The sequence below is a fragment of the Azospirillum doebereinerae genome (genome assembly GCF_003989665.1).
In the GTDB taxonomy this organism is placed as follows: Bacteria; Pseudomonadota; Alphaproteobacteria; order Azospirillales; family Azospirillaceae; genus Azospirillum; species Azospirillum doebereinerae.
Map to the genome: position 1 here is coordinate 21,642 of NZ_RZIJ01000024.1, position 24,195 is coordinate 45,836.

At 69.2% G+C, this 24,195-nt stretch carries 20 protein-coding genes; 10 read left to right on the plus strand and 10 right to left on the minus strand.

Features of this window, described 5'->3' with window-relative positions; all coding sequences use genetic code 11:
- Positions 1–59 precede the first annotated feature (59 nt).
- The 9 genes from EJ913_RS24260 to EJ913_RS24300 all read left to right on the plus strand — a co-directional run bounded on the left by EJ913_RS24260 (position 60) and on the right by EJ913_RS24300 (position 14,056).
- The gene (locus tag EJ913_RS24260; protein ID WP_127002767.1) at positions 60–2,117 is read left to right on the plus strand and encodes a sensor domain-containing protein; all 2,058 of its coding nucleotides are present in this window, start codon (positions 60–62) and stop codon (positions 2,115–2,117) included.
- Positions 2,118–2,176: 59 nt separating this feature from the next.
- Positions 2,177–4,561 carry a tetratricopeptide repeat protein gene (locus EJ913_RS24265; protein WP_127002769.1) on the plus strand — a complete coding sequence of 795 codons (2,385 nt, stop codon included), beginning with the start codon at positions 2,177–2,179 and terminating at the stop codon, positions 4,559–4,561.
- A gap of 6 nt (positions 4,562–4,567) precedes the next feature.
- Entirely contained in the window at positions 4,568–6,637 is a 2,070-nt protein-coding gene (locus tag EJ913_RS24270) for an O-linked N-acetylglucosamine transferase, SPINDLY family protein (protein WP_127002771.1), read from the plus strand.
- A 259-nt stretch (positions 6,638–6,896) separates the two neighbouring features.
- Positions 6,897–7,586 (plus strand): GntR family transcriptional regulator, encoded by a 690-nt coding sequence (locus EJ913_RS24275; RefSeq protein ID WP_127002773.1) that lies wholly within the window; start codon positions 6,897–6,899, stop codon positions 7,584–7,586.
- A 42-nt stretch (positions 7,587–7,628) separates the two neighbouring features.
- Positions 7,629–9,398, plus strand: coding sequence for an oxalyl-CoA decarboxylase (gene oxc / locus EJ913_RS24280; RefSeq protein WP_127002775.1), 1,770 nt, complete (start codon positions 7,629–7,631; stop codon positions 9,396–9,398).
- A 54-nt stretch (positions 9,399–9,452) separates the two neighbouring features.
- Entirely contained in the window at positions 9,453–10,727 is a 1,275-nt protein-coding gene (gene frc, locus EJ913_RS24285; protein ID WP_127002777.1) for a formyl-CoA transferase, read from the plus strand.
- Between the two features lie 261 nt (positions 10,728–10,988).
- A complete protein-coding gene (sucC, locus tag EJ913_RS24290) occupies positions 10,989–12,188 on the plus strand; it encodes an ADP-forming succinate--CoA ligase subunit beta (RefSeq protein ID WP_127002779.1) in 1,200 nt (399 codons plus the stop codon).
- Positions 12,188–13,063: a succinate--CoA ligase subunit alpha gene (sucD, locus tag EJ913_RS24295; protein ID WP_127002781.1), complete on the plus strand. Its 876-nt coding sequence runs from the start codon at positions 12,188–12,190 to the stop codon at positions 13,061–13,063. Before sucC ends, sucD begins: the two co-directional genes overlap by 1 nt.
- A gap of 105 nt (positions 13,064–13,168) precedes the next feature.
- Positions 13,169–14,056 carry an IclR family transcriptional regulator gene (locus EJ913_RS24300; protein ID WP_127002783.1) on the plus strand — a complete coding sequence of 296 codons (888 nt, stop codon included), beginning with the start codon at positions 13,169–13,171 and terminating at the stop codon, positions 14,054–14,056.
- Positions 14,057–14,362: 306 nt separating this feature from the next.
- On the opposite strand, the gene EJ913_RS24305 is transcribed toward EJ913_RS24300, so the two are convergent.
- The 6 genes from EJ913_RS24305 to EJ913_RS24330 all read right to left on the minus strand — a co-directional run bounded on the left by EJ913_RS24305 (position 14,363) and on the right by EJ913_RS24330 (position 19,565).
- Positions 14,363–15,061 carry a pirin family protein gene (locus tag EJ913_RS24305; RefSeq protein WP_127002785.1) on the minus strand — a complete coding sequence of 233 codons (699 nt, stop codon included), beginning with the start codon at positions 15,059–15,061 and terminating at the stop codon, positions 14,363–14,365.
- A 319-nt stretch (positions 15,062–15,380) separates the two neighbouring features.
- Positions 15,381–16,391, minus strand: a complete 1,011-nt coding sequence (locus EJ913_RS24310) for a purine-nucleoside phosphorylase (RefSeq protein ID WP_211099031.1) — start codon at positions 16,389–16,391, stop codon at positions 15,381–15,383.
- Positions 16,392–16,578: 187 nt separating this feature from the next.
- Positions 16,579–17,313 (minus strand): amino acid ABC transporter ATP-binding protein, encoded by a 735-nt coding sequence (locus tag EJ913_RS24315; protein ID WP_127002787.1) that lies wholly within the window; start codon positions 17,311–17,313, stop codon positions 16,579–16,581.
- Positions 17,300–17,950 carry an amino acid ABC transporter permease gene (locus EJ913_RS24320; RefSeq protein ID WP_127002789.1) on the minus strand — a complete coding sequence of 217 codons (651 nt, stop codon included), beginning with the start codon at positions 17,948–17,950 and terminating at the stop codon, positions 17,300–17,302. Before EJ913_RS24320 ends, EJ913_RS24315 begins: the two co-directional genes overlap by 14 nt.
- Positions 17,943–18,617, minus strand: coding sequence for an amino acid ABC transporter permease (locus EJ913_RS24325; protein WP_127002791.1), 675 nt, complete (start codon positions 18,615–18,617; stop codon positions 17,943–17,945). The genes EJ913_RS24320 and EJ913_RS24325 overlap by 8 nt, the downstream gene beginning before the upstream one ends.
- A 156-nt stretch (positions 18,618–18,773) precedes the next feature.
- Positions 18,774–19,565 (minus strand): transporter substrate-binding domain-containing protein, encoded by a 792-nt coding sequence (locus tag EJ913_RS24330; RefSeq protein ID WP_127002793.1) that lies wholly within the window; start codon positions 19,563–19,565, stop codon positions 18,774–18,776.
- A gap of 181 nt (positions 19,566–19,746) precedes the next feature.
- Between EJ913_RS24330 and EJ913_RS24335 the strand changes: the two genes are divergently transcribed.
- Positions 19,747–20,631: a MurR/RpiR family transcriptional regulator gene (locus EJ913_RS24335; protein ID WP_127002795.1), complete on the plus strand. Its 885-nt coding sequence runs from the start codon at positions 19,747–19,749 to the stop codon at positions 20,629–20,631.
- Between the two features lie 21 nt (positions 20,632–20,652).
- Here EJ913_RS24335 and EJ913_RS24340 read toward each other — a convergent pair whose 3' ends face one another.
- The 4 genes from EJ913_RS24340 to EJ913_RS24355 form a co-directional block, all read right to left on the minus strand.
- Positions 20,653–21,057: a response regulator gene (locus EJ913_RS24340; protein WP_127002797.1), complete on the minus strand. Its 405-nt coding sequence runs from the start codon at positions 21,055–21,057 to the stop codon at positions 20,653–20,655.
- On the minus strand, positions 21,054–22,952 hold the full coding sequence (locus tag EJ913_RS24345; protein WP_127002799.1) for a sensor histidine kinase: 1,899 nt from the start codon (positions 22,950–22,952) through the stop codon (positions 21,054–21,056). The genes EJ913_RS24340 and EJ913_RS24345 overlap by 4 nt, the downstream gene beginning before the upstream one ends.
- Positions 22,933–23,610, minus strand: a complete 678-nt coding sequence (locus tag EJ913_RS24350) for a chemotaxis protein CheC (protein WP_185909916.1) — start codon at positions 23,608–23,610, stop codon at positions 22,933–22,935. Before EJ913_RS24350 ends, EJ913_RS24345 begins: the two co-directional genes overlap by 20 nt.
- A gap of 173 nt (positions 23,611–23,783) precedes the next feature.
- Positions 23,784–24,116 (minus strand): hypothetical protein, encoded by a 333-nt coding sequence (locus EJ913_RS24355; RefSeq protein WP_127002802.1) that lies wholly within the window; start codon positions 24,114–24,116, stop codon positions 23,784–23,786.
- Between the last annotated feature and the right edge of the window lie 79 nt (positions 24,117–24,195).

Here is a 24,195-nt window from a genome sequence, read left to right on the forward strand (position 1 = left end):
CGAGTTCACAGATGCTGTTTCCAGGCGGTTCAGGCTTGGCGTCGGAAGAGGCGCACACGATGAGTCAAGACACGGAAGAACAGTACCGCAGCATCTTCGAGAATGCCGTCGAGGGCATTTATCAGACGACCATCGACGGGCGTTACTTGCGGGTCAACCCGGCGCTGGCCGAGATTTACGGCTACGCCTCGCCCGACGATTTGATCGCCAACCTGACCGACATCGCCGGCCAGCTCTACGTCGACCCCGGCAAGCGCGAGGCCTTCGCCGACCTGATGGCCCGCAAGGACACGGTCCACAGCTTCGAGGCGCGGGTCTTCCGGCGCGACGGGTCGATCATCTGGATCGCGGAAAGCGCGCGCTGCGTGCGCGACGGCGCGGGGCGCATCCGCTACTACGAAGGCACCGTCCAGGACATCACCGAGCGCAAGCAGCACGAGGAGAAGATCCGGCTGCTCGCCACCGTGTTCGACAGCGTCGCCGACGGCATCCTGATCGTCGATCCCGAACTGACCGTCCAAGCCATCAACCCGGCCTACGAGATCGTCACCGGCTTCCAGCCGGAAGAGCTGCTGCGCCGCCCGCTGGTGCTGTTCGCGCCGGGCTCGCACGAGCGCGACTTCATCGACGGCATCTGGACCACCGCGCGGCAGGCCGGGCGCTGGCAGGGGGAGGTGACCAGCTTCCGCCATTCCGGCGACGCGTTCGCCGCCGCGCTGTCGGTGACCTCGGTGCGCGCGCCCAACGGCGTGCTGGAGCATTACGTCCTCACCGTCGCCGACATCAGCCAGCGCAAGTCGCAGGAACACCAGATCCGCTACCAGGCCAGCTACGACCGGCTGACCGACCTGCCCAACCGCTGGCTGGTCTGCGAGCGGCTGGAGGAGGCGATCGCGCGCGCCCAGCGCACCCACAGCAAGGTGGCGGTGGCCTTCCTCGACCTCAACCGCTTCAAGCAGGTCAACGACACGCTGGGCCACCACGCCGGCGACGAACTGCTGAAGCTGGTGGCGCGCCGCCTGCGCAACTGCACGCGGATGACCGACACGGTGGGGCGGCTGGGCGGCGACGAGTTCCTGATCGTGGCGCCCGACGCCGCCGACCGTTCGGCCGGCGCCCGGCTGGTCGAGAAGGTGCTGTATTCGATGGACGAGCCCTTCGGCGTCCACAACCAGGAGCTTTTCTGCGGCGCGTCGATCGGGTTGGCCTTCTACCCCGACGACGGCGACACGGCCGACCAGCTCCTGCGCAACGCCGACCTCGCCATGTACCACGCCAAGCGCAACCCGGAACACAAATACGTCTTCTACGACAACGGGATGCGCGAACGTTCCGGCTTCACGCTGGGGCTGGAGAGCGATTTGCGCCGGGCCGGCAACGGCGACGAGTTCGAGCTGTATTTCCAGCCCAAGCTGGATCTGGCGACCGACCGGGTGATCGGGGCGGAGGCGCTGATCCGCTGGCAGCACCCGACGCGCGGCATGGTCAGCCCGGCGGAGTTCATCCCGCTGGCCGAGGAGACCGGCCTGATCTGGGACATCGGCGCCTGGACCTTCATGGAGGCTTGCCGCCGGCTGGCCGGCTGGATCGAGCAGGGCATTCCCATCCCTTCGGTGTCGGTCAACCTGTCGCCGCGCCAGTTCCAGGACGCCCGGCTGGTCGGCTTCGTCCGCAGCGTGGTCGACGCCTCGGGCATCCCGCCCGACCGGCTGGAGCTGGAGCTGACCGAGGGCGCCATGATCGGCGACATCGAGAAGGCGGTGACGATCCTCAACGGGCTGAAGGACGTCGGGGTGCGGCTGTCCATCGACGATTTCGGCACCGGCTATTCCTCGCTGGCCTATCTCAAGCGCTTTCCCATCGACACGCTGAAGATCGACCGCAGCTTCGTGCGCGACATCGTGAAGTCCTCGACCGACCCGGCCATCGTCGGCACCATCGTCAACCTCGCCGAAAGCCTGGGCTTCGACACCATCGCCGAGGGCGTCGAGACGGTCGAGCAGGCCGAGATGCTGCGCCAGCAGCGCTGCACGCGCATCCAGGGCTACCTCATCAGCCGCCCGTTGCCGGTCGAGGCGTTCGAGGCCTTCATGCGCGCCCGGGTGGTGACGGCGTAACCCGCAGCCTGTAGGGTCTCGCCGGGACGGCGGCGGGCAGGGGCGGCGGGCGAGGGATCATGGCAAGCATCGGCGAGGCGCTCGGGATCGCGCTCGATCTCCATCAGGCGGGCCGCGTCGACGAGGCGCGGACGCTCTACGGGCGCATCCTCGACGCCGACCCGCAGCAGGCCGACGCCCATCACCTGCTGGGCGTGCTGCTTGGCCAATGCGGCGATTCCGACGGGGCGGGGGCATCCATCGCGCGGGCCGTCGCGCTCAACCCGGCGCGGTCCGATTTCCACCTCAACCTCGCCAACCTGCGGCGCGCGTCCGCCGCCATCGACGACGCCGGCCGGCATTACGCCCACGCCCTGGCGCTGCGTCCGGACAACCCGGAGGCGGCGGCCCGGCTCGGCGCCATCCGGGCGGGGCAGGGCGTCGAGGAACCGGCACTCGCGCTTGCCGATTCGGTTTTGGACAACGCCCAGGCGGTGAGCGTCGAGGCGCTGACCGCGCTGGGCATCGCCATCGGCCGTTTCGACGGGCGGGAGGAGACGGCGGCGGCGCTGCTCGACCGCTCGGCGGCGCGGGAGCCGGCCTCGGCGGCGGTCCAGGCCCAGCTCGGGCTGCTGCGGCAGCGCCAGGGGCGCCTGGACGCGGCGGCCGTCCATTACCGGGCGGCGTTGCGCCAGCGGGCGGAGTTCCCGGCCGTCCTGAACGCGCTGGGCGCGCTGGCGCTGGACGCCGGCCGGCTGGACGAGGCCACGGCCTGTTTCACCCGGCAGGCCGCCTCGGATCCGGCGGATCCGGAGCCCTACCGCTGGCTCGGGCGCCTTCACCGGTCGCGGGGCCGCTCCGGGGAGGCCGCGTCGGTGCTGGCGCAGGCCGAGGCGCTGGCGCCGGGCGACCGCGACACCGGGGTGGCGCTCGCCGTCACCCTGCTGACCCTGAAACGTCCCGACGAGGCCGAGGCGGTCCTGGCGGCGCTGGCGGGCGCCGGGCCGGACGACCCGCTGGTCCTCTACAATCTGGGGCAGGCGCGGGCCGCGCGGAAGGACCCGGACGCGGCGCTGGCCGCCTTCCGGCTGGCCGTGGCGCTGGCGCCGGACGTGGGCGACCTTCTGCACGCTCTGGGCAACGGGCTGACCGGAATCGGCTGCGCGCGCCAGGGCGCCCGATGGCTGGAGCGAGCGCTGCCCCTGGGCGGCGAGCGGGTCGACTGGCACCGCTCCGCCATGCTGGCGGTGCTCTATGTGCCGGGCGTCGATCCGGAGCGGCGCTTCGCCCTGCACCGGCGCCTGGAGATGGTGACCGCCGCCCCGGCGCCGCTGGCGCGTCCGTCCGTCACGCCCGATCCGGAGCGTCGCCTGCGCGTCGGCTACCTGACCTCCGACCTGCGGGCCTTCCAGCCGATTGCGCGCAACACGCTGCCGCTGTTCGAGAACCGGGACCGCGCCGGTTTCGAGGTCACCGTCTACGCCCATGTGCTGGAGCCGGACGGCACCACCCAACGCTTCCGCGCCCTGTCCGACCGCTGGCGCGACATCGCCCAACTCGACGACGCCACGGTCGCCAGCCTGATCCGGGACGACGGCATCGACGTCCTGGTGGCGCTGGGGATCCGTTTCGACCACAACCGGCCGCAGGTCTGCCGGTACCGCCCGGCCCCGGTGCAGGTCGGTTTCCACGACGCGGCGACCAGCGGGCTGTCGGAGATCGGCTACATCGTCACCGACCGGGTGATGACCCCGCGCCACGGGACGGAGCGCTTCACCGAACGGCCCCTGCGTCTGCCGAGCTTCTATCTGGCGGCGATCCCGGCCGACGCGCCGCCGGTCGGTCCCCCGCCGATGCTGCGCGACGGGGTAACGCGGTTCGGCTGCTTCAACAACCCGGCCAAGATCTCCGACGAGACGCTGGATCTGTGGGCGCGGGTGATGGGGGCGGTGCCGGACTCGGTCCTGGTGCTGAACTACCTCGACGCCTACCGGTCGCGGCGGTGCGTCGGGCGCATCCGCGACCGCCTGGCCGCCGGCGGGATCGATCCTGAGCGCCTGCGGATCGGGCCGACGGAGATCGAGCATCCGGCCGCGCATCTCGCCCGCTACGCCGGCATCGACATCGCGCTCGACCCCTTCCCCTTCTGCGGCTCGACCACGACCTTCGAGGCGCTGGCGATGGGCGTCCCGGTGGTGACCCTGCCGCAGGACACCATGGTCAGCCGCTGGTCGGCGTCGATGCTGCGCGCGCTGGGGCTGGACGAACTGGTGGCCGGTTCCGGCGACGCCTATGTGGCCATCGCCGCCGCGCTGGCCGGCGACCCGGCCCGGTTGTCGGCGCTGCGCGCCGGGCTGCGCGGCCGTCTGGCGGCGTCCCCGCTGTGCGACGGCCGGCGGCGCGCCCGGCAAATGGAGCGCCTGTACCGCGCCGTCTGGCGGCGCTGGTGCCGCCAACAGGGATGAGGGACGATGGCGAGCGTTCATGAGGCGCTGGTGGCGGCGCTCGACCATCACGAGAACGGCCGCGCCGCCGAGGCGGAGATCCTGTACCGGCGGATCCTCGACGCGGTTCCGGCCCAGGCCGACGCGTGGCACCTGCTGGGCGTGCTGCACGGGCAGGGTGGGCGGGCGGGGGAGGCGGACTCCGGCTTCCGCCGCGCCGTCGCCCTCGATCCCGCCCGCGCCGACTACGCCGCCAACCACGCCAAACTGCTGGCCGCCGCCGGCCGGGTGGAGGAGGCCGCCGGCCCCTGTCTGGCCGCCCTCCGGCTCCGGCCGGACGGTGCCGAGCCCTGGCTGCTGGACACGCTGCGCCGGGCGGCGCGGCTCGCGGAGGAGCGGGGCGATCCGGCCGGGGCGCGCCGTTTGCTCTCCGCCGTGGTCGCGGCCTCTCCCGGCGACGCCCAGTCGCGCGCCGAGCTGGGTTTGGCGTGCCAGCGCCTGGGCGATCACACGGCCGCGACGGCGCTGTTCGCCCAGGCGCTGGCGCTGTCCCACGACGCGCCGGAGCGCTGGCGGGATCTGTGGCTGCACAGCGGGGTGTCGTTCCACGCGGTGAAGGACCATCTCCCGGCGGCGCGGGCCTTCGCCGCCGCCGTGGTGCTCGACCCCGCCGGCCCGGTGGGGCTCGACAGCCTGGGGCGGGCTTGGCCCGACGCCGGGGAGGCGGAGCGCGGGGTGAGGGCGCTGACGTGGCGCTGGCGGCTCGACCCCGGCAACGCCGCCCTGTGCGTCGCGGTGGCCCGCGCGCTGGAGCGGAGCCGCCGCCCGGCCGAGGCCGCCCTGTGGCACGGCCGCGCGGCGGCGCTGACCGGCGATCCGGCCGACGAAGCGGCGGTCATCCTCAACCTGAACCTGACCGGTTGCCCGGCGGCCGACATCGCGGCGGCGGCGCGGCGCTGGGCGGCGCGGCACGCCGAACCCTTGCGCGAGGCCCCTCCTCCGGACCGGAGTCCGGACCCCGACCGCCGCTTGCGCGTCGGTTACCTGTGCGAGAATGCCCTGACGCACGACTTCACCTGCCTGCCGCTGGTCGAACACCATGGGCCCGGCGTCGTGCCGGTCGTGTACGCGCTGGGCGCCAACGCCGACAACCCGCTGTTGCCGCGCTACGCGGCGGCGGCGCTGCTGCGCCGGGCCGGCGGGCTGGACAACGCGGCGCTGGCCGACCTGATCCGGGCGGACGGGATCGACATCCTGGTCGACGGCGCCGGCTTTCCCTCGCGCGGGCAGCGCCTGCTGGCGATGGCGCGGCGCCCGGCCCCGGTGCAGATCCATTTCCCGGTGATGACGACGACCGGGCTGTCGGCGATGGACGCCGTGCTCGTCGATGCGTCCACCGTTCCGCCCGGCCGCGAGGCCGACTTCACCGAGCGGGTGCTGCGCCTGCCCGTCGGCTATCATTACTCTCCCCTGGTGCCGGTGCCCGACCCGGCGCCGGAGCCGCCGCTGCTGCGCGATGGGCGCGTGACCTTCGGCAGCTTCAACATGGCGAGCAAGCTGTCCCCCGCCGTCTTCGACGTCTGGGCCGCCATCCTGCGCCAAGTGCCGGACTCGCGCCTGATCGTCAAGGCGCTGGACCTCTCCCCCGCCGACCGCCGGGTTCTGGAGCGCGCCCTCGGCGGGGCGTTGGAGATCCGGCCGCCGACGGACGGCGTCGAGGAACACATGGCCGCCTACAGCGACCTCGACATCCACCTCGACAGCTTCCCCTACGGCGGCGTGACGACCACGGCGCAAGCGCTGTGGATGGGGGTGCCGGTGGTCAGCCTGACCGGCGAACGGGTGCTCGACCGTTACGGCGCGTCGCTGCTGCGCGCCGTGGGCCTCGACGATCTGGCGGTGCCGACACCCGACGCCTACATCGACGCGGCGGTGACGCTGGCCGGGGACCCCGACCGCCTGCGCCGTCTGCGCGGTTCCTTGCGCGACCGGATGCGCGCCTCCCCGCTGTCCGACCCCGTGGCCTTCGCCCGCCACGTCGAGCGCGCCTACCGCGCCCTGTGGCGGCGCTGGTGCGCGTCCCAGGCGGCGCGCTGACCTCCATCCGCGCGGCGATCCCTCTCTCCCGATCCTTCTGAAAAAACGACGCTTTTCCGTCCTCCGCCCCTCCGGCGGAGCGCCTTGTCCCGCCCGATTTCCATCGGTCCGCAAAATAGTTCGAGGTTCCCGCAATTGCGCTTGCGCGGTGTCTGGCATCTGGTATACCGTATCGATAATTCAAAAACGCCAGTCAGAACGCTCAAAAACGACAACAAGCGGCGCCGAGGGCGGCGGCGCGCAAAGGGTCGGAAACGCGATGAACCGAGAACGCTTCGCCGTAGAACCGCTGGACCAGGGGATGAGCTTCAAGGCCAAGGCCTACCAGTCCCTGCGCCACGCCATCACCCAGATGAACATCTACGGCCAGGCCAACGAGATCCGCCTGGACGAGCGCCGCCTGTGCGAGGCGCTCGGCGTCAGCCGCACGCCGGTCCGCGAAGCCATGGCGCTGCTGGAACAGGAGGGCTTCATCCGCTCGCAGCCGCGCCGCGGCATCTTCGTGGTCCGCAAGAGCAAGGCGGAACTGGTGGAGATGATCACGGTGTGCGCCGCCCTTGAGGGGATGGCCGCCCGCCTGTTCGTCGAGAACGCCACCGTCGAGAAGCTGGAGATCCTGCACCACGCCTTCGACAAATACACCAAGGCCGAATTGGCGCAGCACGTCGCCGAGTATTCGGACGCCAACATCGTCTTTCACCAGAGCATCGTCCAGGCGTCGGGATCCACGCTGATCGCCGACCTGACCGACCGCTTCTTCATCCACATGCGTGCGATCCGCCGCGTCACGATGGGGATCGGCGACCGCGCCGACCAGTCCATCCACGAGCACCGGGAGATCATCGACGCCCTGGCCAGCCGGGACGCCGACCTCGCCGAGCGCCGCGTGCGGGAACACACGCTTGGTCTCGCGCAGTACGTGGAAAGGCACTGCGATTTCCTCGACTGAACGGACATGAACCTTACAAGAGCCCGGGGAGGAGTTACCCTTATGTCAAGTGCGGCTGCAACACTGGTCAAGAACCAAGCCACGGACCAATCCGAAGTCGATGCATCGCCGACGCTGACGGATGGCTTCCAGCTGGTCATCGACGCGCTCAAGCTCAACGGCATCAAGAACCTGTATTCCGTGCCGGGCATTCCGATCTCGGATCTGCTCCGCATGGCCCAGGCCGAGGGGCTGCGCGTCATCTCCTTCCGCCACGAGCAGAACGCCGGCAACGCCGCCGCCATCGCCGGCTTCCTGACCAAGGCGCCGGGCGTCTGCCTGACGGTGTCGGCCCCGGGCTTCCTCAACGGCCTGACCGCGCTGGCCAACGCCACCACCAACTGCTTCCCGATGATCCTCATCAGCGGCTCGTCCGAGCGCGAGATCGTCGACCTCCAGCAGGGCGACTACGAGGAGATGGACCAGCTCGCCATCGCCAAGCCGCTGTGCAAGGCCGCCTTCCGCATCCTGCACGCCCAGGACATCGGCATCGGCGTGGCGCGCGCCATCCGCGCCGCCGTGTCGGGCCGTCCGGGCGGCGTCTACCTCGACCTGCCGGCCAAGCTGTTCGCCCAGGTGATCGACGCCGCCGAGGGCGCGCGGTCGCTGGTCAAGGTCATCGACCCGGCCCCGGCCCAGATCCCCGCCCCCGACGCGGTCACCCGCGCGCTCGACCTGCTGAAGGGCGCCAAGCGTCCGCTGGTCATCTTCGGCAAGGGCGCGGCCTACGCGCAGGCCGACGAGGAGATCCGTGGCTTCGTCGAGAAAAGCGGCATCCCGTTCCTCCAGATGAGCATGGCCAAGGGCCTGCTGCCCGACACCCACCCGCTCTCGGCCGGCGCCGCGCGCTCGATGGTGCTGAAGGACGCCGACGTCGTCATGCTGGTCGGCGCCCGGCTGAACTGGCTGCTCTCGCACGGCAAGGGCAAGACCTGGGGCAAGCCCGGCTCGCAGAAGTTCATCCAGATCGACATCGAGCCGAAGGAGATGGACAGCAACATCGAGATCGCCGCCCCGCTGGTCGGCGACATCGGCTCCTGCATCGCGGCGCTGCGGAACGGGATCGACTCCGGCTGGACGGTTCCCTCGGCCGAGTGGACCGGCGCGGTGAACGCGCGCAAGGAGGCGAACATCGCCAAGATGGCGCCCAAGCTGATGAAGAACTCGTCGCCGATGGACTTCCACGGCGCTCTGGGCGCGCTGCGCCGGATCGTCAAGGAACGGCCGGACGCCATGCTGGTCAACGAGGGCGCCAACACGCTCGATCTGGCGCGCGGCATCATCGACATGTACGAGCCGCGCAAGCGCCTCGACGTCGGCACCTGGGGCGTGATGGGCATCGGCATGGGCTACGCCGTCGCCGCCGCCGTGGAGAGCGGCAAGCCGGTGCTGGCCGTCGAGGGCGACAGCGCCTTCGGCTTCTCCGGCATGGAGGTGGAGACGATCTGCCGCTACAACCTGCCGGTCTGCATCGTCATCTTCAACAACAACGGCATCTACCGGGGCACCGACGTGAATCCGACCGGCGGCGAGGACCCGTCGCCGATGGTCTTCGTCCCCGGCTCCCGCTACGACAAGATGATGGAGGCCTTCGGCGGCGTCGGCGCCAACGTGACCACGCCGGACGAGCTGTACAGCGCGGTCAGCGAGGCCATGAACTCCGGCCGTCCGACGCTGATCAACGCGGTGATCGACCCGGCCGCCGGAACCGAGAGCGGCAACATCGGTAGCCTCAATCCGCAGAGCGCGGTCCGCAAAGGCCCGGCCACTTAAAAACAATCACCGACAATCGACCATCACGGGACCATAGGTCAGGGGGAGAGATACATGGGCAAGGCACTTGAGGGTGTGCGAATTCTCGACTTCACCCATGTGCAGTCGGGACCGACCTGCACGCAGCTGCTCGCCTGGTTCGGCGCGGACGTCATCAAGGTCGAGCGGCCGGGCGAGGGGGACATCACCCGCAGCCAGCTGCGCGACCTGCCGGACGCCGACAGCCTGTATTTCACCATGCTGAACCACAACAAGCGGTCCATCACGCTCGACACCAAGACGCCCAAGGGCAAGGAGGTGCTGGAGTCGCTGATCAGGACCTGCGACGTGATGGTCGAAAACTTCGCGCCCGGCGTGCTGGAGCGCATGGGTTTCCCCTGGGAGCGCATTCAGGAGCTGAACCCGGCGATGATCGTCGCGTCGGTCAAGGGCTTCGGTCCGGGGCCGTACGAGGACTGCAAGGTCTACGAGAACGTCGCCCAATGCGCGGGCGGCGCCGCCTCCACCACCGGCTTCGACGACGGACCGCCGATGGTGACCGGCGCGCAGATCGGCGACAGCGGCACCGGGCTGCATCTGGCGCTCGGCATCGTCACGGCGCTCTACCAGCGCAAGGCGACCGGCCGGGGCCAGAAGGTGCTGGCGGCCATGCAGGACAGCGTGCTGAACCTGTGCCGGGTCAAGCTGCGCGACCAGCAGCGCCTGGCCCACGGGCCGATGAAGGAATACCCGCAATACCCCAACGGCGAGTTCGGCGACACGGTGCCGCGCGCCGGCAACGCGTCGGGCGGCGGCCAGCCGGGCTGGATCCTGAAGTGCCGGGGCTGGGAGACCGACCCCAACGCCTACATCTACTTCATCGCCCAGGCCCCGGTGTGGAAGTCGATCTGCAAGGTGATCGGCCGCGAGGAGTGGATCGCCGATCCCGACTACGCCACCCCGGCCGCCCGGCTGCCGCGCCTGAAGGCCATCTTCGCGACGGTGGAGGAGTGGACCCAGACCAAGACCAAGTTCGAGGTCATGGACATCCTCAACGAGTACGACATCCCCTGCGGCCCGATCCTGTCGATGAAGGAGATCGCCGAGGATCAATCGCTCTACGCCACCGGCACGCTGGTCGAGGTTCCCCACCCGACGCGCGGCAGCTACCTGACGGTCGGCAACCCGATCAAGCTGTCGGACAGCCCGACCGAGGTGACGCGCTCCCCGCTGCTGGGCGAGCACACCGACGAGATCCTGCGCGACGTGCTGGGTTTCGACGAGCGCAGCATTTTGGAAATCCGCGACAGCGGCGCGCTCGGCCTCGTGGAGCGCATGGCGGCGGAGTGATTTGAAAGTTTCTCTCCCCTTGCGGGGTTTGGGTGATCGCTTTTGTCTCCCTCTCCCGCCCCGGGAGAGGGAAGGGGCCCGCCGCGCAGCGGTGGGAAGGGTGAGGGGCTATCGGGACATGGATCAAGTCCCACGCCCGCTCGCCCCTCACCCTCCACATGCTTTGCATGGGTCCCCTCCCTCTCCCGGGGCGGGAGAGGGCTTTGGCACCGTACTCAGCCGTTTTCAAAAGAACATCCCCGACAGGGAACCAAGACCACCATGAACATCCATGAGTATCAGGCCAAGGAGCTGCTGAAGGCGTACGGCGTCGCCGTGCCGCGCGGCGGTGTGGCCTACACGGCGGAAGAGGCCGAGACGGTCGCCAGAGAACTGGGCGGCCCGGTCTGGGTCGTGAAGTCCCAGATCCACGCCGGCGGCCGTGGCGCCGGGCGCTTCCAGGACAACCCGGACGGCAAGGGCGGCGTCCGCGTCGTCAAATCCGTCGAGGAGGTCGGCCGCAACGCCGCCGAGATGCTGAACCACGTGCTGGTCACCAAGCAGACCGGCCCGGCGGGCAAGGAGGTCAAGCGCCTCTACGTCGAGGAAGGCGCCGACATCAAGCGCGAGCTGTACCTCGGCCTGCTGACCGACCGTGCGTCGGGCCGGGTCACCATCATCGCCTCGACCGAAGGCGGCATGGAGATCGAGGAGGTCGCCCACAACACGCCGGAGAAGATCGTCAAGGTCGCCATCGATCCGGTCACCGGCATCCAGGGCTACCACACCCGCAGGATCGCCTTCGCCCTCGGGCTCGAAGGCAAGCAGGTCGGCTCGGCCGCCAAGTTCATCGCCGCCGCCTACAAGGCCTTCGTCGAGCTGGACTGCGCCATCGTCGAGATCAACCCGCTGATCGTCACCGGTTCGGGCGACATCCTGGCGCTCGACGCCAAGATGAGCTTCGACGACAACGCGCTGTTCCGCCACAAGGACGTGGCCGCCCTGCGCGACGAGGCCGAGGAGGACCCGGCGGAGATCGAGGCGGCCAGGCACGACCTCAACTACGTCAAGCTCGACGGCAACATCGGCTGCATGGTGAACGGCGCCGGTCTGGCGATGGCCACCATGGACATCATCAAGCTGTACGGCGGCGAGCCGGCCAACTTCCTCGACGTCGGCGGCGGCGCCACCAAGGAGCGCGTGACGGCGGCCTTCAAGCTGATCCTCTCGGACAGCAACGTCGAGGGCATCCTGGTCAACATCTTCGGCGGCATCATGCGCTGCGACGTGATCGCCGAGGGCGTCGTCGCGGCCGCGCGCGAGGTGCACCTGCACGTTCCGCTGGTCGTCCGCCTGGAGGGCACCAACGTCACGCTGGGCAAGGAGATCCTCGCCGACTCCGGCCTGCCCATCGTTTCCGCCGACAATCTGGCCGACGCCGCCGACAAGATCGTCGCCGCCGTGGTGAAGGAAGCCGCCTGATGGCCGTTCTCGTCGACAAGAACACGAAGGTGATCTGCCAGGGCTTCACCGGAGCCCAGGGCACCTTCCACTCCGAACAGGCCATCGCCTACGGGACCCGCCTCGTCGGCGGCGTCACGCCGGGCAAGGGCGGCTCGACCCATCTCGACCGCCCGATCTTCGACACGGTGGCCGACGCGGTGGCGAAGACCAGCGCCAACGCGTCGGTGATCTACGTGCCGCCGCCGTTCGCGGCCGACGCGATCCTGGAGGCCATCGACGCCGGAATCCCGCTGGTGGTCTGCATCACCGAGGGCATCCCGGTGCTCGACATGGTGCGGGTCAAGCGGGCGCTGAACGGCTCGGCCACCCGGCTGATCGGCCCGAACTGCCCCGGCATCATCACGCCCGACGAATGCAAGATCGGCATCATGCCGGGCCACATCCACAAGCGCGGCAAGATCGGCATCGTCTCACGCTCCGGCACGCTGACCTACGAGGCGGTGGCGCAGACCACGGCGGCGGGGCTGGGACAGACGACCTGCATCGGCATCGGCGGCGATCCCGTCAACGGGACCAGCTTCGTGGACAGCCTGGAGCTGTTCGTGAAGGACCCGGAGACCGAGGGCATCATCATGATCGGCGAGATCGGCGGCGACGCCGAGGTCAAGGGCGCCGAGTTCCTCAAGGCGTCCGGTACGAAGAAGCCGGTCGTCGGCTTCATCGCCGGCCGCACGGCCCCGCCGGGCCGCCGCATGGGCCACGCCGGCGCGGTGATCTCGGGCGGCAACGACACCGCCGACTTCAAGATCGATTTCATGAAGTCGGTCGGCATCGCCGTCGCCGACAGCCCCGCTTCGCTTGGCTCGACCATGCTGAAGGCGATGAACGGCTGACGAGGACTTTTCCACCCACGGGAACGCCGGGGAGCGGTTCCACGGCGTCCCACCCGAACGAACCACAGGCGTGATCCACGCGCCGGACCACCGAGGGAGACGGACATGAAAGCGCAAGCCCAAACGCGAACGGCAACCCGCCGGATCATCCACGACAATCCCCAGGACGGCGCCGCCGCCATCATCAAGACCGCCGTCGTGAAGACCGACGACGCCAAGGCCGAGCGCGGGCAGGTGGTGCAATCGCTCTGCCGGGCGCTCAGCATCCTGACGATCCTGGGCGAGGCCGACAGCCCGCTCAGCCTGACCGAGATCGCCGACCTCGCCGACCTGTCGCCCTCCACCACGCATCGGCTGCTGACGACGCTGCAATACGAGCGCTACGTCCGCTTCGACCAGAGCGCGCGGGGCTGGGTGGTCGGCGTCCAGGCCTACATGACCGGCACCAATTTCCTGAAGACCCGCAACCTCGTCGACGTCGCCCGGCCGCGCATGCGCCGGCTGATGGAGGAAAGCAGCGAGATCGTGAACCTCGCCGTCGAGGAGAATGGGGAGGCCATCTATCTGGCCCGCGTCGGCGGCCCGCGCGTGGCCCAGGCCGCCGTGCCGCAGGCCGAGCGCACGCTGCTGCATTGCTCGGCCGTCGGCAAGGCGCTGCTGGCCGGCATGCCGGAGACCAAGGTCCAGGCCATCGTCACCCAGCGCGGCATGCACCAGTTCACCCGCAGCACCCTGTCGTCGCTGCCGGCGCTGCACCGCGACCTGACGCTGATCCGCAACCGGGGCTACGCGCTCGACCAGGAGGAGCGGGTGTCCGGCCTGCGCTGCATCGCCGCTCCGATCTTCGACGAGAACGCCCGCGTGATGGGCGCGCTCTCCGTCTCCGGCTCCACCCGGCGCATGGAGGACGCGCGCGTCCTGGCGCTCGGCGAGATGGTCAAGCGCGCCGCCGCCGCCGTCACCATGGAGATCGGCGGGCGCATCCCCGGTTGACTGCCCTACGGCGGCAGCCCTGATTTGAACAGAACGCCAAGAGCCGGAGGGTCTACGGTTCCCGTCCGGCATTTCCTCCCTGGCGCACTTGGGCCGCGTTCCTCAAGGAACGCGGCCTTTTTCTGCGCCGGATTCAAGTTTCCATGGAATGGAAAAACATCCGAATCCTGGGATGATATTTGGGAATCGGTGCGATTGTGGCTGCGGGAAAGGGGTTCCTTTCTCATCGGGCGGATGTGTTGTTTTGCATGTTCGCGCTTCTCTCGGATACTGGCCGCGCCGTCACCGGCGCGGCCATTTTTTTCTTCAAGCCAGATCGAACACCAGCACCTCGGCGAGATCGGCCTGATCGAGGATCACCGCCTCCTCGTGGCTGAACGCCGCGCCGTCGCCTTCCTTCAGCAGCGTGCCGTTCACATGCACCTGACCGCGCGCCACCTGGACCCAGGCGTGGCGGCCGGGGCGCAGGGTGAGGCGGGCGCTCTCCGCGCCGTCCAGCAGGGCGGCGTGGAGATCCACGTCCTGGTGGATCTCCACGCTGCCGTCCCGCCCGTCCCGCGACCCCACCAGCCGCAGCTTGCCACGCTTCTCGGACTCGCCGTAGGTCTTCTGCTCATAGCCGGGGGCGATGCCGTTGGCTTCCGGCAGGATCCAGATCTGCAGGAAATGCAGGGAGTCGGTCTGCGACGCGTTGTACTCGCTGTGGCGGATGCCGCGCCCGGCGCTCATGCGCTGCACCTCGCCGGGCCGGATGACCGAGCCGGTGCCGATGGAATCCTTGTGCTCCAGCGCGCCACTCAGCACGTAGGACAGGATCTCCATGTTGGCGTGGCCGTGGGTGGGGAAGCCGGCGCCGGGGATCACGCGGTCCTCGTTGATGACGCGCAGCGCCCGGAACCCCATCTGGCGCGGGTCGTGGAAGTGGCCGAAGGAGAAGGTGTGGCTGCTGTTCAGCCAACCCATGTTGGCGACACCGCGCTCGTCCCGATGACGGATCGTGATCATGATGAAACCCTCCTTGCCCTCTGGGCCGTGGCCCAACGGGCCGTTTCGTTGACACATCATGTGGCAACCGGCCCGTCAGGAACAATTGTGCGAATATGCACATGATTGTTCTGTTTATGGGGACAATAGGGGAGATGTTTCGTGTCTGGAGCGAGTGGCCCTTCTCCCCTTGAGGGAGAAGGGTTGGGATGAGGGGTATTCGCCGTAGGCGAAGGCGAGGAGACTTGCGCCCCCTCACCCAACCCCTCTCCCTCAAGGGGAGAGGGGCTTTACGGAATCACCAGCATGCATGCAGGAGATGTGTGAAGACCTCTAGGCCTCAGGGCGCTGGCACGCCCGCCTGCCATTGGTCCCAATGGGCGACGATGTGGTCGGTCATCCGGGCGCCGACCGTCGCGACGTTCTCCACCGTCTCGGCGAAGCCGCCGGCCGTCTCGCCGGGCTTGGGGTCGAGGTGCTGGAGGGTGGTCTCGTTCGGGTTCCCCTGGTCGAAGTTGACCGCGCCGCGCAGGCTCATGACGCGGTCCGAGCCGAGCGAGCGCTTGATGACCAGCGTGATCGCCGCCGCCTCCATCTCGGTGATCACGTAGTCGTCGGCGCCGTAGAGCTTGGCGATGTACTGCGCCTGCTCCGACATGCCGGGGCCGTGGAAGAAGGTGTCGCCGGTCATGTGGGTGCCGGTGCCGACGAAGGGGGCGCGGCGGGCGGCCTCCTGCGGGTAGCGTTGGCGGTAGGCCTTGGCGGAATCGGAATCCTTCAGCGGCGTGTCGGCGGTCAGCTTCATCGCCCAGTTGACCAGGGCGGGGTTCATTTGGAACAGACGCACCGCCTCGTAGCCCTTGCGCGGCATGAAGGTCGGCTCGCCGGCCTTGTTCTCCTCCGGCGCCCAGCGGTGGCCCAGATCGTAGTCCACCACCCAGCTCGCCCAGTTGACCTCGCCGATGGTGCCGCGCGACGGCGGGGTGCCGGCGACGCCGGAGATGATGAAATAGGCCTGCGACAGGTCGAACTGCGGGTTCAGCAGGATGGCCTGCATCGACGCCGAGGAGCTGACCTTGCCCATGCCGAGCACGGCGCCGCACACCCCGTCGGCGTTGCAGTGGACCGGGTTGGGCGCGCCCTTGACGGCGATGGGCTCGCTGGCCTGCCAGTAGCGCTCGTACCAGTTCTGGAACTCGCCGGCGCGGTCGCCGGTGTTCTTGCCGATCTCGAACATGGCCCCGACGAAGACCTTGACCTTGATCGGCTCCGCCGCGTGAGCGGCCGTGCCGAGTCCCACAAGCAAGAAGGAAGACAGGGCGAGACGCCGGAAACCGCCTGCAATCGACACGATCGAACTCCGTTGAAAGACTGATGGCTGCATAATGGAGTATGAGATCGACACAGTCAAATCTGCGATGGAGGCGCGCCTTGATTGCGTTGCGAGAGTTCCGGTATTTTCAGCAATTTACGACAATCGGCGACAGGCGGCCGATGTTCTTCCAGGGTGTGGAAAAGTGCGGCCGCCGCGTCTCCGTTCAGCGCGCCTCGACCATGCCGACGAACTGGGCCAGCTCCGGGGTGGAGGGACGGTCGAACAGTTCGGCCGGCGCGCCCTGCTCGATGATGCGGCCGCCGTGCATGAAGACCAACTGGTCGCAGACCTCGCGGGCGAAGCGCATCTCGTGGGTCACCAGGATCAGCGTCATGCCCTCCTCGGCCAGCTTGCGGACGACGGAGAGCACCTCGTTGACCAGCTCGGGGTCGAGCGCCGAGGTGATCTCGTCGCAGAGCAGCACCTTGGGCGCCATCGCCAGCGACCGCGCGATGGCGACGCGCTGCTGCTGGCCGCCCGAGAGCTGCGAGGGGTAGGCGTCGAACTTGTGCCCCAGCCCGACCTTGGCCAGCGCCTGCTCGGCGGCGGCGCGGGTCTCGGGCTTGCCCATCTTCTTGACCACCTTGAGCGCCAGCATGACGTTCTCGCCGGCCGACAGGTGGGGGAACAGGTTGAACTGCTGGAACACCATGCCGACCTTCAGGCGCAGCGCCCGCAGGTCGATCTGGCTGGGATCGACGCATTCGCCATCGACCTCGATGACGCCGTCGTCGATGCGCTCCAGCCCGTTGATGCTGCGCAGCAGCGTGCTCTTGCCGGAGCCGCTGCGCCCGATCATGGCGACGACCTGCCCCTCGTCGACGGTCATGTCGACGCCCTTCAGCACCTCGACCGGGCCGAAGGACTTGCGGATGTTGGACAGCTTAACGAGCGGCATGGAGCTTCCTTTCCAGCGCCTTGGCGGAGAGCGACAGCGGGTAGCAGAGCGCGAAGTAGATCAGCCCGACGAGGCCATAGACCAGGAAGGGCTGGAAGGTGGCGTTGGTGATGGCGGTGCCGACCTTGGTGACCTCGGCGAAGCCGATGATCGAGGTGACGGCCGTCCCCTTCACCACCTGCACCGAGAAGCCCACCGTTGGCGGGACCGCGATGCGCAGCGCCTGGGGCAGCACCACCCAGCGCATCTGCTCCCCGAAATTCATGGCGAGGCTGGAGGATGCCTCCCACTGGCCCTTCGGCACCGCCTCGACGCAGCCGCGCCAGATCTCGGCGAGGTAGGCGCTGGTGAACAGCGTCAGCGCCACGGCGGCCGAGGTCCAGGGCGAGGTCTCGATGCCGGCCAGCGGCAGGGCGAAGAAGGCGATGAACAGCTGCATCAGCAGCGGCGTGCCCTGGAACAGCTCGATGTAGAGCTTGGCCGCGCCTTGCAGCGGCGGGACCGGGGCGACGCGGGCGAACAGCACCAGCAGCCCGGCGACGCCCCCGGCGACGAAGGCGATGACCGACAGCGCGACGGTCCAGCGCGCCGCCAGCAGCAGGTTGGACAGGATGTCCCACAGGGAGAATTCAAGCACGGGCGGCTCCCTTCATGAACATCCGGTGGCCCATCCGCGCCAGCAGCCAGCGCACCCCGACCGCCAGCGCCAGATACAGCGCGGTCGCCAGGAAATAGGCCTCGAAGGGGCGGAAGTTGCGGGACTGGATGAAGTTGGCGGCGAAGCTCAACTCCTCCGTCGCGATCTGCGAGCAGACCGAGGAGCCCAGCATGACGATGACGATCTGGCTGCTCAACGCCGGCCAGATCTTGCCCATCGCCGGGCCGAGGATGATGTAGCGGAAGATCTGCGGGCCGGTCATGCCCAGGCTGGCCCCGGCCTCGACCTGGCCCTTGGGGGTGGCGTCGATGCCGGCGCGGATGATCTCGGTCGAATAGGCGCCGAGGTTGATGACCATCGCCAGGATCGCCGCCGCCCATTCCGGCATGCGGATGCCCAGCGAGGGCAGGCCGAAGAAGATGAAGAACAGCTGCACCAGGAAGGGCGTGTTGCGGATCAGCTCGACATAGGCGCCGACGGCGATGCGCAGCGGCCGGTTGCCGGAACTGCGCGCCGCCGCCCCGGCGATGCCGATGCCCACCCCCAGCACGGTGCCGGCCACGGTCAGCCCGACCGTGGTGGCGACGCCGTGGACCAGCACGGGCGCGTAGTCCCACAGGGACGAGAAATCGAACGTGTAGGCCATGGGACCTCCGCGCTGGAAAGGGGGAGGGGAGAAGAAGCCCCTCTCCCCTTGCGGGAGAGGGGTTGGGGTGAGGGGGCGCAAGCTTTCCGCCTGCGGCGGAATACCCCTCATCCCAACCCTTCTCCCGCAAGGGTAGAAGGGCTTAACAAGCGACGCTCACAGATCCTTGGGCAGCGGCGCGTGCAGCCACTTCTCGGCGATGGCGGCCAGCGAGCCGTCGGTCTTCGCCTTGGCCAGGATGGCGTTGACCTTCTCCAGCAGCGGACCCTCGTCCTTGCCCAGCCCGATGAAGCAGGGCGAGTTCTTGACCAGGAACTTCAGGTTCGGCAGCCGGGGCGGCTTGCGCTCCAGGATCGCGGCGGCGACGACGTTGCCGGTCGCCACCAGCTCCACCTGGCCCGACAGGAAGGCCGAGATGGTGCCGTTGTTGTCCTCGTAGCGGCGGACGTTGACCTTGTCGGAGATCACCTTCGACAGCTCGATGTCCTCGACCGAGCCGCGCGTGACGCCGACCGTCTTGCCGTCGAGATCGGCGACCGTCTCGGCCTTGACCGAATCCGGGCCGAAGACGCCGTTGTAGAAGGGCGCGTAGGCGGCCGAGAAGTCGATCACCTTCTCGCGCTCGGCGTTCTTGCCCAGGCTGGAGATGATCAGGTCGACCTTGCCGGTGGTCAGGTAGGGGACGCGGTTGGCGCTGGTGACGGGGACCAGTTCGACCTTGGCGCCCATCTCCTTGGCGAGCAGGGTGGCGGTGTCGATGTCGTAGCCGACCGGCTTCATGTCGGTGCCGACCGAGCCGAAGGGCGGGAAGTCCTGCGGCACCGCGACGCGCAGCACCTTCTCCTTGGTGATTCGCTCCAGCGCGTCGGCGTGGGCCGCCGTGCTGAGGCCGCCCGTCAGAACGGCCGTGGCAAAGCCGACGGCACCGAGTATCGTTGCAAACCGCATGGCACCTGATCTCCAACCGAAAGGATGTGCGCCGCTCTACTTCAAACGGCGTGCCACTTCGGACGGGGCGGGGGCGATGGGGGTCAAAGGGCCGGAACCGTTACGTTTATCCCAGCAATGCCGCCATATGTTACGATGGTAACGGAACGGCGGCGTGCACCGTTGCTCAATCGATGCGCAGATGACTGACGTGAAAAGCAGCAAGCCCAACGAACAGGCACTGACCGCCCGCATCCGCGACCGGTACGCCGAACTCAGCCGGACCGAGCGGCAGCTGGCCGACGTGATCCTCGCCTGTCCGGGCGAGCTGTCGGGTTATTCGGCGACCGAGCTTTCGCAGAGTGCCGGGGTGTCGAAGATGACGGTGTCGCGGCTGGTGCGCCGGCTGGGCTTCGCCAACTTCGAGGAGGCGCGTCTGGCCTCGCGGCGCGGCACCGAATGGGGGTCGCCGCTGTATCTGCTGGCCCAGCCGGGCAGGGCGGACGCGGCGGCGGGGGAGGGAGCCGCCCCCTCGGTGGAGGCCCATTTCCAGCGCAGCGCCGAGGCCGTCGCCGCCACCGCCCGCCGGATCGAGCCGGCGGCGCTGGAACGGGCGGCCCGCCTGCTGGCGGAGGCGCGGCGGGTCTGGGTCTGCGGCGCGCGCAACAGCGCCTTCCTGGCCGGCTACGCGCGCTGGCAGTTCATCCAGGTGCGGCCGGAGGTCCACCACATGGTCGCCGCCGGGGAAACCATGGCGGAGACGCTGGCCGGGCTCGGGGCGGACGACGCGCTGCTGCTGGTGGGGATCCGCCGCCGCCCGCCGTCCATCGTCCGGCTGCTGCACGCGGCGCAGGCGCGCGGAGTCCCGACGATCCTGATCGCCGACAGCCACTCCCCCCTGGAGGAGCCGGTCCCGCCGCTGACCTTCCGCTGCGAGACACGCAGCCTCGCCGCGCTCGACACCCATGTCGCGGTGATGGCGGTGATCCACGCGCTGGCCGCCGAGCTGATCCGCCTGACCGGCCCGGCCGGCCGCGAGCGGATCCAGGAGATCGAGGATCTGCACGAGACGCTGGGGGAATTGTAGGATTCCCCCGGTCGCCGTCCCTCAAATGAACAGTTCCATCGTCTGCGGCACGTTGCGCGGCGGCTCGCCGGACAGGATCGCCTGGGCGATGTCCACGGCGGCGAGCAGGGCGCTTTCCGAGAAGGGCTTGGCCAGGCAGCCGAGGCCGGCGGCGCGCGCGCCGCCGCGTTGCAGCTCCTCGCCGAAGGACGTGACGTAGAGGCAGGCCACGCCCCGCTTGGCCAGCGCCTGGGCGGCGTCGATGCCGCTGGTGTGGCGGGCCAGATGCACGTCGACCAGCGCCAGATCGGGCGGGGACGCCGCCGCCAGCTCCACGGCCTCGGCGGGCGTGGTGGCCGGGCCGAACACCTCGTGCCCGACCGCTTCCAGATAGAGGCGCTGCTCCAGCGCGATCAGCACCTCGTCCTCGACCAGCAGGATCCTCATGCGCCGTAATCCCCGGCGGCGGTCGGTTCCAGCGAGGGAACCTCGTCGGGGATCGGCAGCTCGATGCGGAAGGTCGTGCCGCGCGCCGCCGGAACGACGGCGACGCTGGCGCGGATCTGGCCGCTCAGGCTGGTGATCAGCCGCATGCCGAGGCTGCGGCCCTTGCGCATGTCGAAGTTGGCGGGCAGGCCCGGCCCCTGGTCCGACACGGTCAGCACCAGCCCGTCGCCCTCGCGCCGGAACGCCACGTCGATGCGGGCGGTCTGGCCGCCTCGGTGCTTGATGGCGTTGGTGATCAGCTCGTTGGCGATCAGCCCCAGCGGCGCGGCCTGGTCGATCGGCAGATCGACGATGTCCGAGCGCACCGCGATGTCGCACAGGATGTCGCCGCCCGACGCCCGGCCCAGATCCTCGCACAACTCCTTCAGGTAGGTCCCGAACTCGATGGTCTGGAACTGGTCGGCCTGATAGAGCCGGTTGTGGACGCGGGCGATCGCCTCGATCCGGCTGCGGGCGTCCTGGAAATGGGCGCGGGCGGTCTCGTTCGGCAGGCTCAGCGTCTGCAGCGTCAGCAGGCTGGACACCAGTTGCAGGCTGTTCTTGACCCGGTGGTTGACCTCGCGCAGCAGGGTCGATTTCTGGCCGACCAGCTTGCGCAGCGCGGCCTCCATCGACTTGATCTCGGTCACGTCGATGTGCATCAGCACGGTGCCGCCGAAGGGGCCGGCGGTCATCGGCGCCGCGAGGCAGCGGAACCAGTGCTGGCTGGCCTCGCCATGCCCGGCGTATTCCGTCGAGAGCGGCAGGCCGCCGTCGGCCAGCAGGCTGCGCAGCCCCTCCAGCACCGCGTCGCTCTGCGGGTCGGCGTCGCTCTGCGGGTCGCCCTTGCGGTTGCCGTCGCGCGCGCACATCTCCAGGTAGTTGTCGCCGACGATGGATCCCTGGCCGAGGAACTCGGTCTCCGGCCCGGCTTCCGCCCAGGCCCGGTTGACCGAGACGATCCGCCCGACGGGGTCGAGCACGGCGATGAAGGCGGGCAGGGCGTCCAGCGTCGCCTTGGTCTGCTCGGCCAGCTGGCGCATGGACAGCGCGCTGGTGCGCAGCTCCTCGCGGGTGCGGCGGCGCTCGGTGATGTCGCGCAGGATGCCGGTGATGAAGCTGCGGCCTTCCGACTGCCAGCGCGCCATCGACAGTTCCAGGTCCATCCGGCTGCCGTCGCGGCGGCGCCCGGTCAGCTCCACCGCCTCGCCGCTCTGGTCGAAGGCGCCGCCGTCGGGCGCATTGCGTTCGGACAGCTCGACCCAGGCGGGGGCGTCCTCGCCGAACAGGGTGTGGATGTCGCGGCCGATCAGCTCGTCCGGGCGGTAGTCGAACTGGCGCGCGGCGGCGCCGTTCATCCACTGCACCGTGCCGCGCGTGTCGGTGGTGATGATGGCGTCGGGGGCGGTGTCGACGATGGCGCGGTAGCGGGCGTCGCGCTGCTCGCGCAGCACCCGCTCGCGGTTGACCGAGGCGGTGACGTCGGTCACTTGGATCAGGCAGCGCGCCTCCCCGCCCGACGGCAGCGGGCGGATCAGCACGTTGTGAACCATCTTGCGCCCATCGGGCAGGCGCAGCGGAAACAGCATCGGGTTCAGCGTGTTCGACAGCACGCCGGGCGCGCCGGTCGCCAGCACGTCGCGCACGGCGGTGTGCAGGCGCGATTCGCGCAGGTTCGGGAAGGCGTCGAACAGGTCGTGGCCCATCACCGCGCGGGCCGGCACGTCCGACGCGCGCTCCATCCAGTTGTTCCAGTAGCGGACGCGCCCATGGCGGTCCAGCAGCAGGATGCCGGCGTCCAGCGCGTTGAGAACGTCCTCGGCCCAGGCCGGCTGTTCAGACAGGATCGGATCCATGCGGCGTCCCGGGCGTCGTGCTGGGGATCCCGGCGGACGGCGTCGGGGACGCGATCCCTTCGATGAATCCGTGAATGAGCAGTTTCAGCGATTCCAGAGACGAAACTCCCATCAGCAAGGCTATGTAGCCGCGGATGCTGCGGCTGCGGATCGAAAAGTCGATGTAGAGAAAGAGCACGAGGTCGTCGGCGTTCCCGGTCTTATCCTTAAGAATGTTTGCCCCGTTGCCGCGCAGCACGGCGGGCAGCGAGATCGACAGCTGGTCCTTCAACGTGTTGGCGATGACGACGAGGCATCCGTTCAGGATGATGTTGCCGATCTCCGCCAGCGCGTCCTGTTCCAGATCGACGATCTCGGCCAGGGTCAACTCGCTGCCCAGAACCGCGCGGGCGAGCTCCAGGCTGTTGACCTCGGGAAAGATCAGCAGCGCCCGGCCGGCGAAGGAGCCGCGGAACTCCTGCTCCACCGCGACGAGGCCGGAGCGCTCGCGGGTGACCAGGAATTCCGTCGCGGCCTCGCGGCTGACGATGTCGACCGACGGCACCGACAGGAGAACCTGGTCGGACACCATGCGGCTGAGATGGGTCGCGGCCCGGCCGACGCCCATGTTCACCAGCTCGGTCAGCGCGTCGCGCTCAAGATCGGTCAATTCCACCATACGCGGCGCCAAAGTCCTTCATGTCCAGCGCCGCCCTGGTGGGGCGCGTGACGGATGTTGCGACAAGTGCGCGGGAAAAAGCACGCTCGTCAACGGCATATAGCAATACGGCGGAGCCATAGGCGGTTCCGCCGCACTCCAAAGATCATAACATTTTCAAGAAAAGCCGGCCCTCAGCCCCGCTCGTCGAAAGGGAAGGGGTGCCGTTCCCGCGTCGGAGACGTCCGGCGGTCGTGCGGGCACGGGTAGCGCCGGCAGGTGCGGCGGTACAGCTCCGTCAGGCGCAGGGTGGCCGATTCGTCGGCGCGGCGCCGGGCGTCGGTCAGCGTGTCCCACACCATCTGGCGCATGGCCGCGTGGCCCCAGGGCTCGCGCAGCATTTCGGCCCCGCGCGCGGCGGCCTCCTCCAGGGTCAGGTGTTCGTGCTTGGCGATGACGGCGATCTCGTCCTGCGCCAGACAATTCGTCCCGGGTGCGCGCGGCTCCCGCAGCTCCAGTACCGGCATGGTTTTCTCCCTAGGATTTGAAGCGATGGATCGCCGTCTTGCGCGGCGATTTGGAGCCGTGACGAATCCATTCGGGCGG

Excerpts from the sequence above, each read along its gene's own strand:
- EJ913_RS24260 (WP_127002767.1), top strand. The coding sequence starts at position 60 with ATGAGTCAAGACACGGAAGAACAGTACCGCAGCATCTTCGAGAATGCC.
- EJ913_RS24265 (WP_127002769.1), top strand. The coding sequence starts at position 2,177 with ATGGCAAGCATCGGCGAGGCGCTCGGGATCGCGCTCGATCTCCATCAG.
- EJ913_RS24270 (WP_127002771.1), top strand. The coding sequence starts at position 4,568 with ATGGCGAGCGTTCATGAGGCGCTGGTGGCGGCGCTCGACCATCACGAG.
- EJ913_RS24275 (WP_127002773.1), top strand. The coding sequence starts at position 6,897 with ATGAACCGAGAACGCTTCGCCGTAGAACCGCTGGACCAGGGGATGAGC.
- oxc (WP_127002775.1), top strand. The coding sequence starts at position 7,629 with ATGTCAAGTGCGGCTGCAACACTGGTCAAGAACCAAGCCACGGACCAA.
- frc (WP_127002777.1), top strand. The coding sequence starts at position 9,453 with ATGGGCAAGGCACTTGAGGGTGTGCGAATTCTCGACTTCACCCATGTG.
- sucC (WP_127002779.1), top strand. The coding sequence starts at position 10,989 with ATGAACATCCATGAGTATCAGGCCAAGGAGCTGCTGAAGGCGTACGGC.
- sucD (WP_127002781.1), top strand. The coding sequence starts at position 12,188 with ATGGCCGTTCTCGTCGACAAGAACACGAAGGTGATCTGCCAGGGCTTC.
- EJ913_RS24300 (WP_127002783.1), top strand. The coding sequence starts at position 13,169 with ATGAAAGCGCAAGCCCAAACGCGAACGGCAACCCGCCGGATCATCCAC.
- EJ913_RS24305 (WP_127002785.1), bottom strand. The coding sequence starts at position 15,061 with ATGATCACGATCCGTCATCGGGACGAGCGCGGTGTCGCCAACATGGGT.
- EJ913_RS24315 (WP_127002787.1), bottom strand. The coding sequence starts at position 17,313 with ATGCCGCTCGTTAAGCTGTCCAACATCCGCAAGTCCTTCGGCCCGGTC.
- EJ913_RS24325 (WP_127002791.1), bottom strand. The coding sequence starts at position 18,617 with ATGGCCTACACGTTCGATTTCTCGTCCCTGTGGGACTACGCGCCCGTG.
- EJ913_RS24330 (WP_127002793.1), bottom strand. The coding sequence starts at position 19,565 with ATGCGGTTTGCAACGATACTCGGTGCCGTCGGCTTTGCCACGGCCGTT.
- EJ913_RS24335 (WP_127002795.1), top strand. The coding sequence starts at position 19,747 with ATGACTGACGTGAAAAGCAGCAAGCCCAACGAACAGGCACTGACCGCC.
- EJ913_RS24340 (WP_127002797.1), bottom strand. The coding sequence starts at position 21,057 with ATGAGGATCCTGCTGGTCGAGGACGAGGTGCTGATCGCGCTGGAGCAG.
- EJ913_RS24345 (WP_127002799.1), bottom strand. The coding sequence starts at position 22,952 with ATGGATCCGATCCTGTCTGAACAGCCGGCCTGGGCCGAGGACGTTCTC.
- EJ913_RS24350 (WP_185909916.1), bottom strand. The coding sequence starts at position 23,610 with ATGGTGGAATTGACCGATCTTGAGCGCGACGCGCTGACCGAGCTGGTG.
- EJ913_RS24355 (WP_127002802.1), bottom strand. The coding sequence starts at position 24,116 with ATGCCGGTACTGGAGCTGCGGGAGCCGCGCGCACCCGGGACGAATTGT.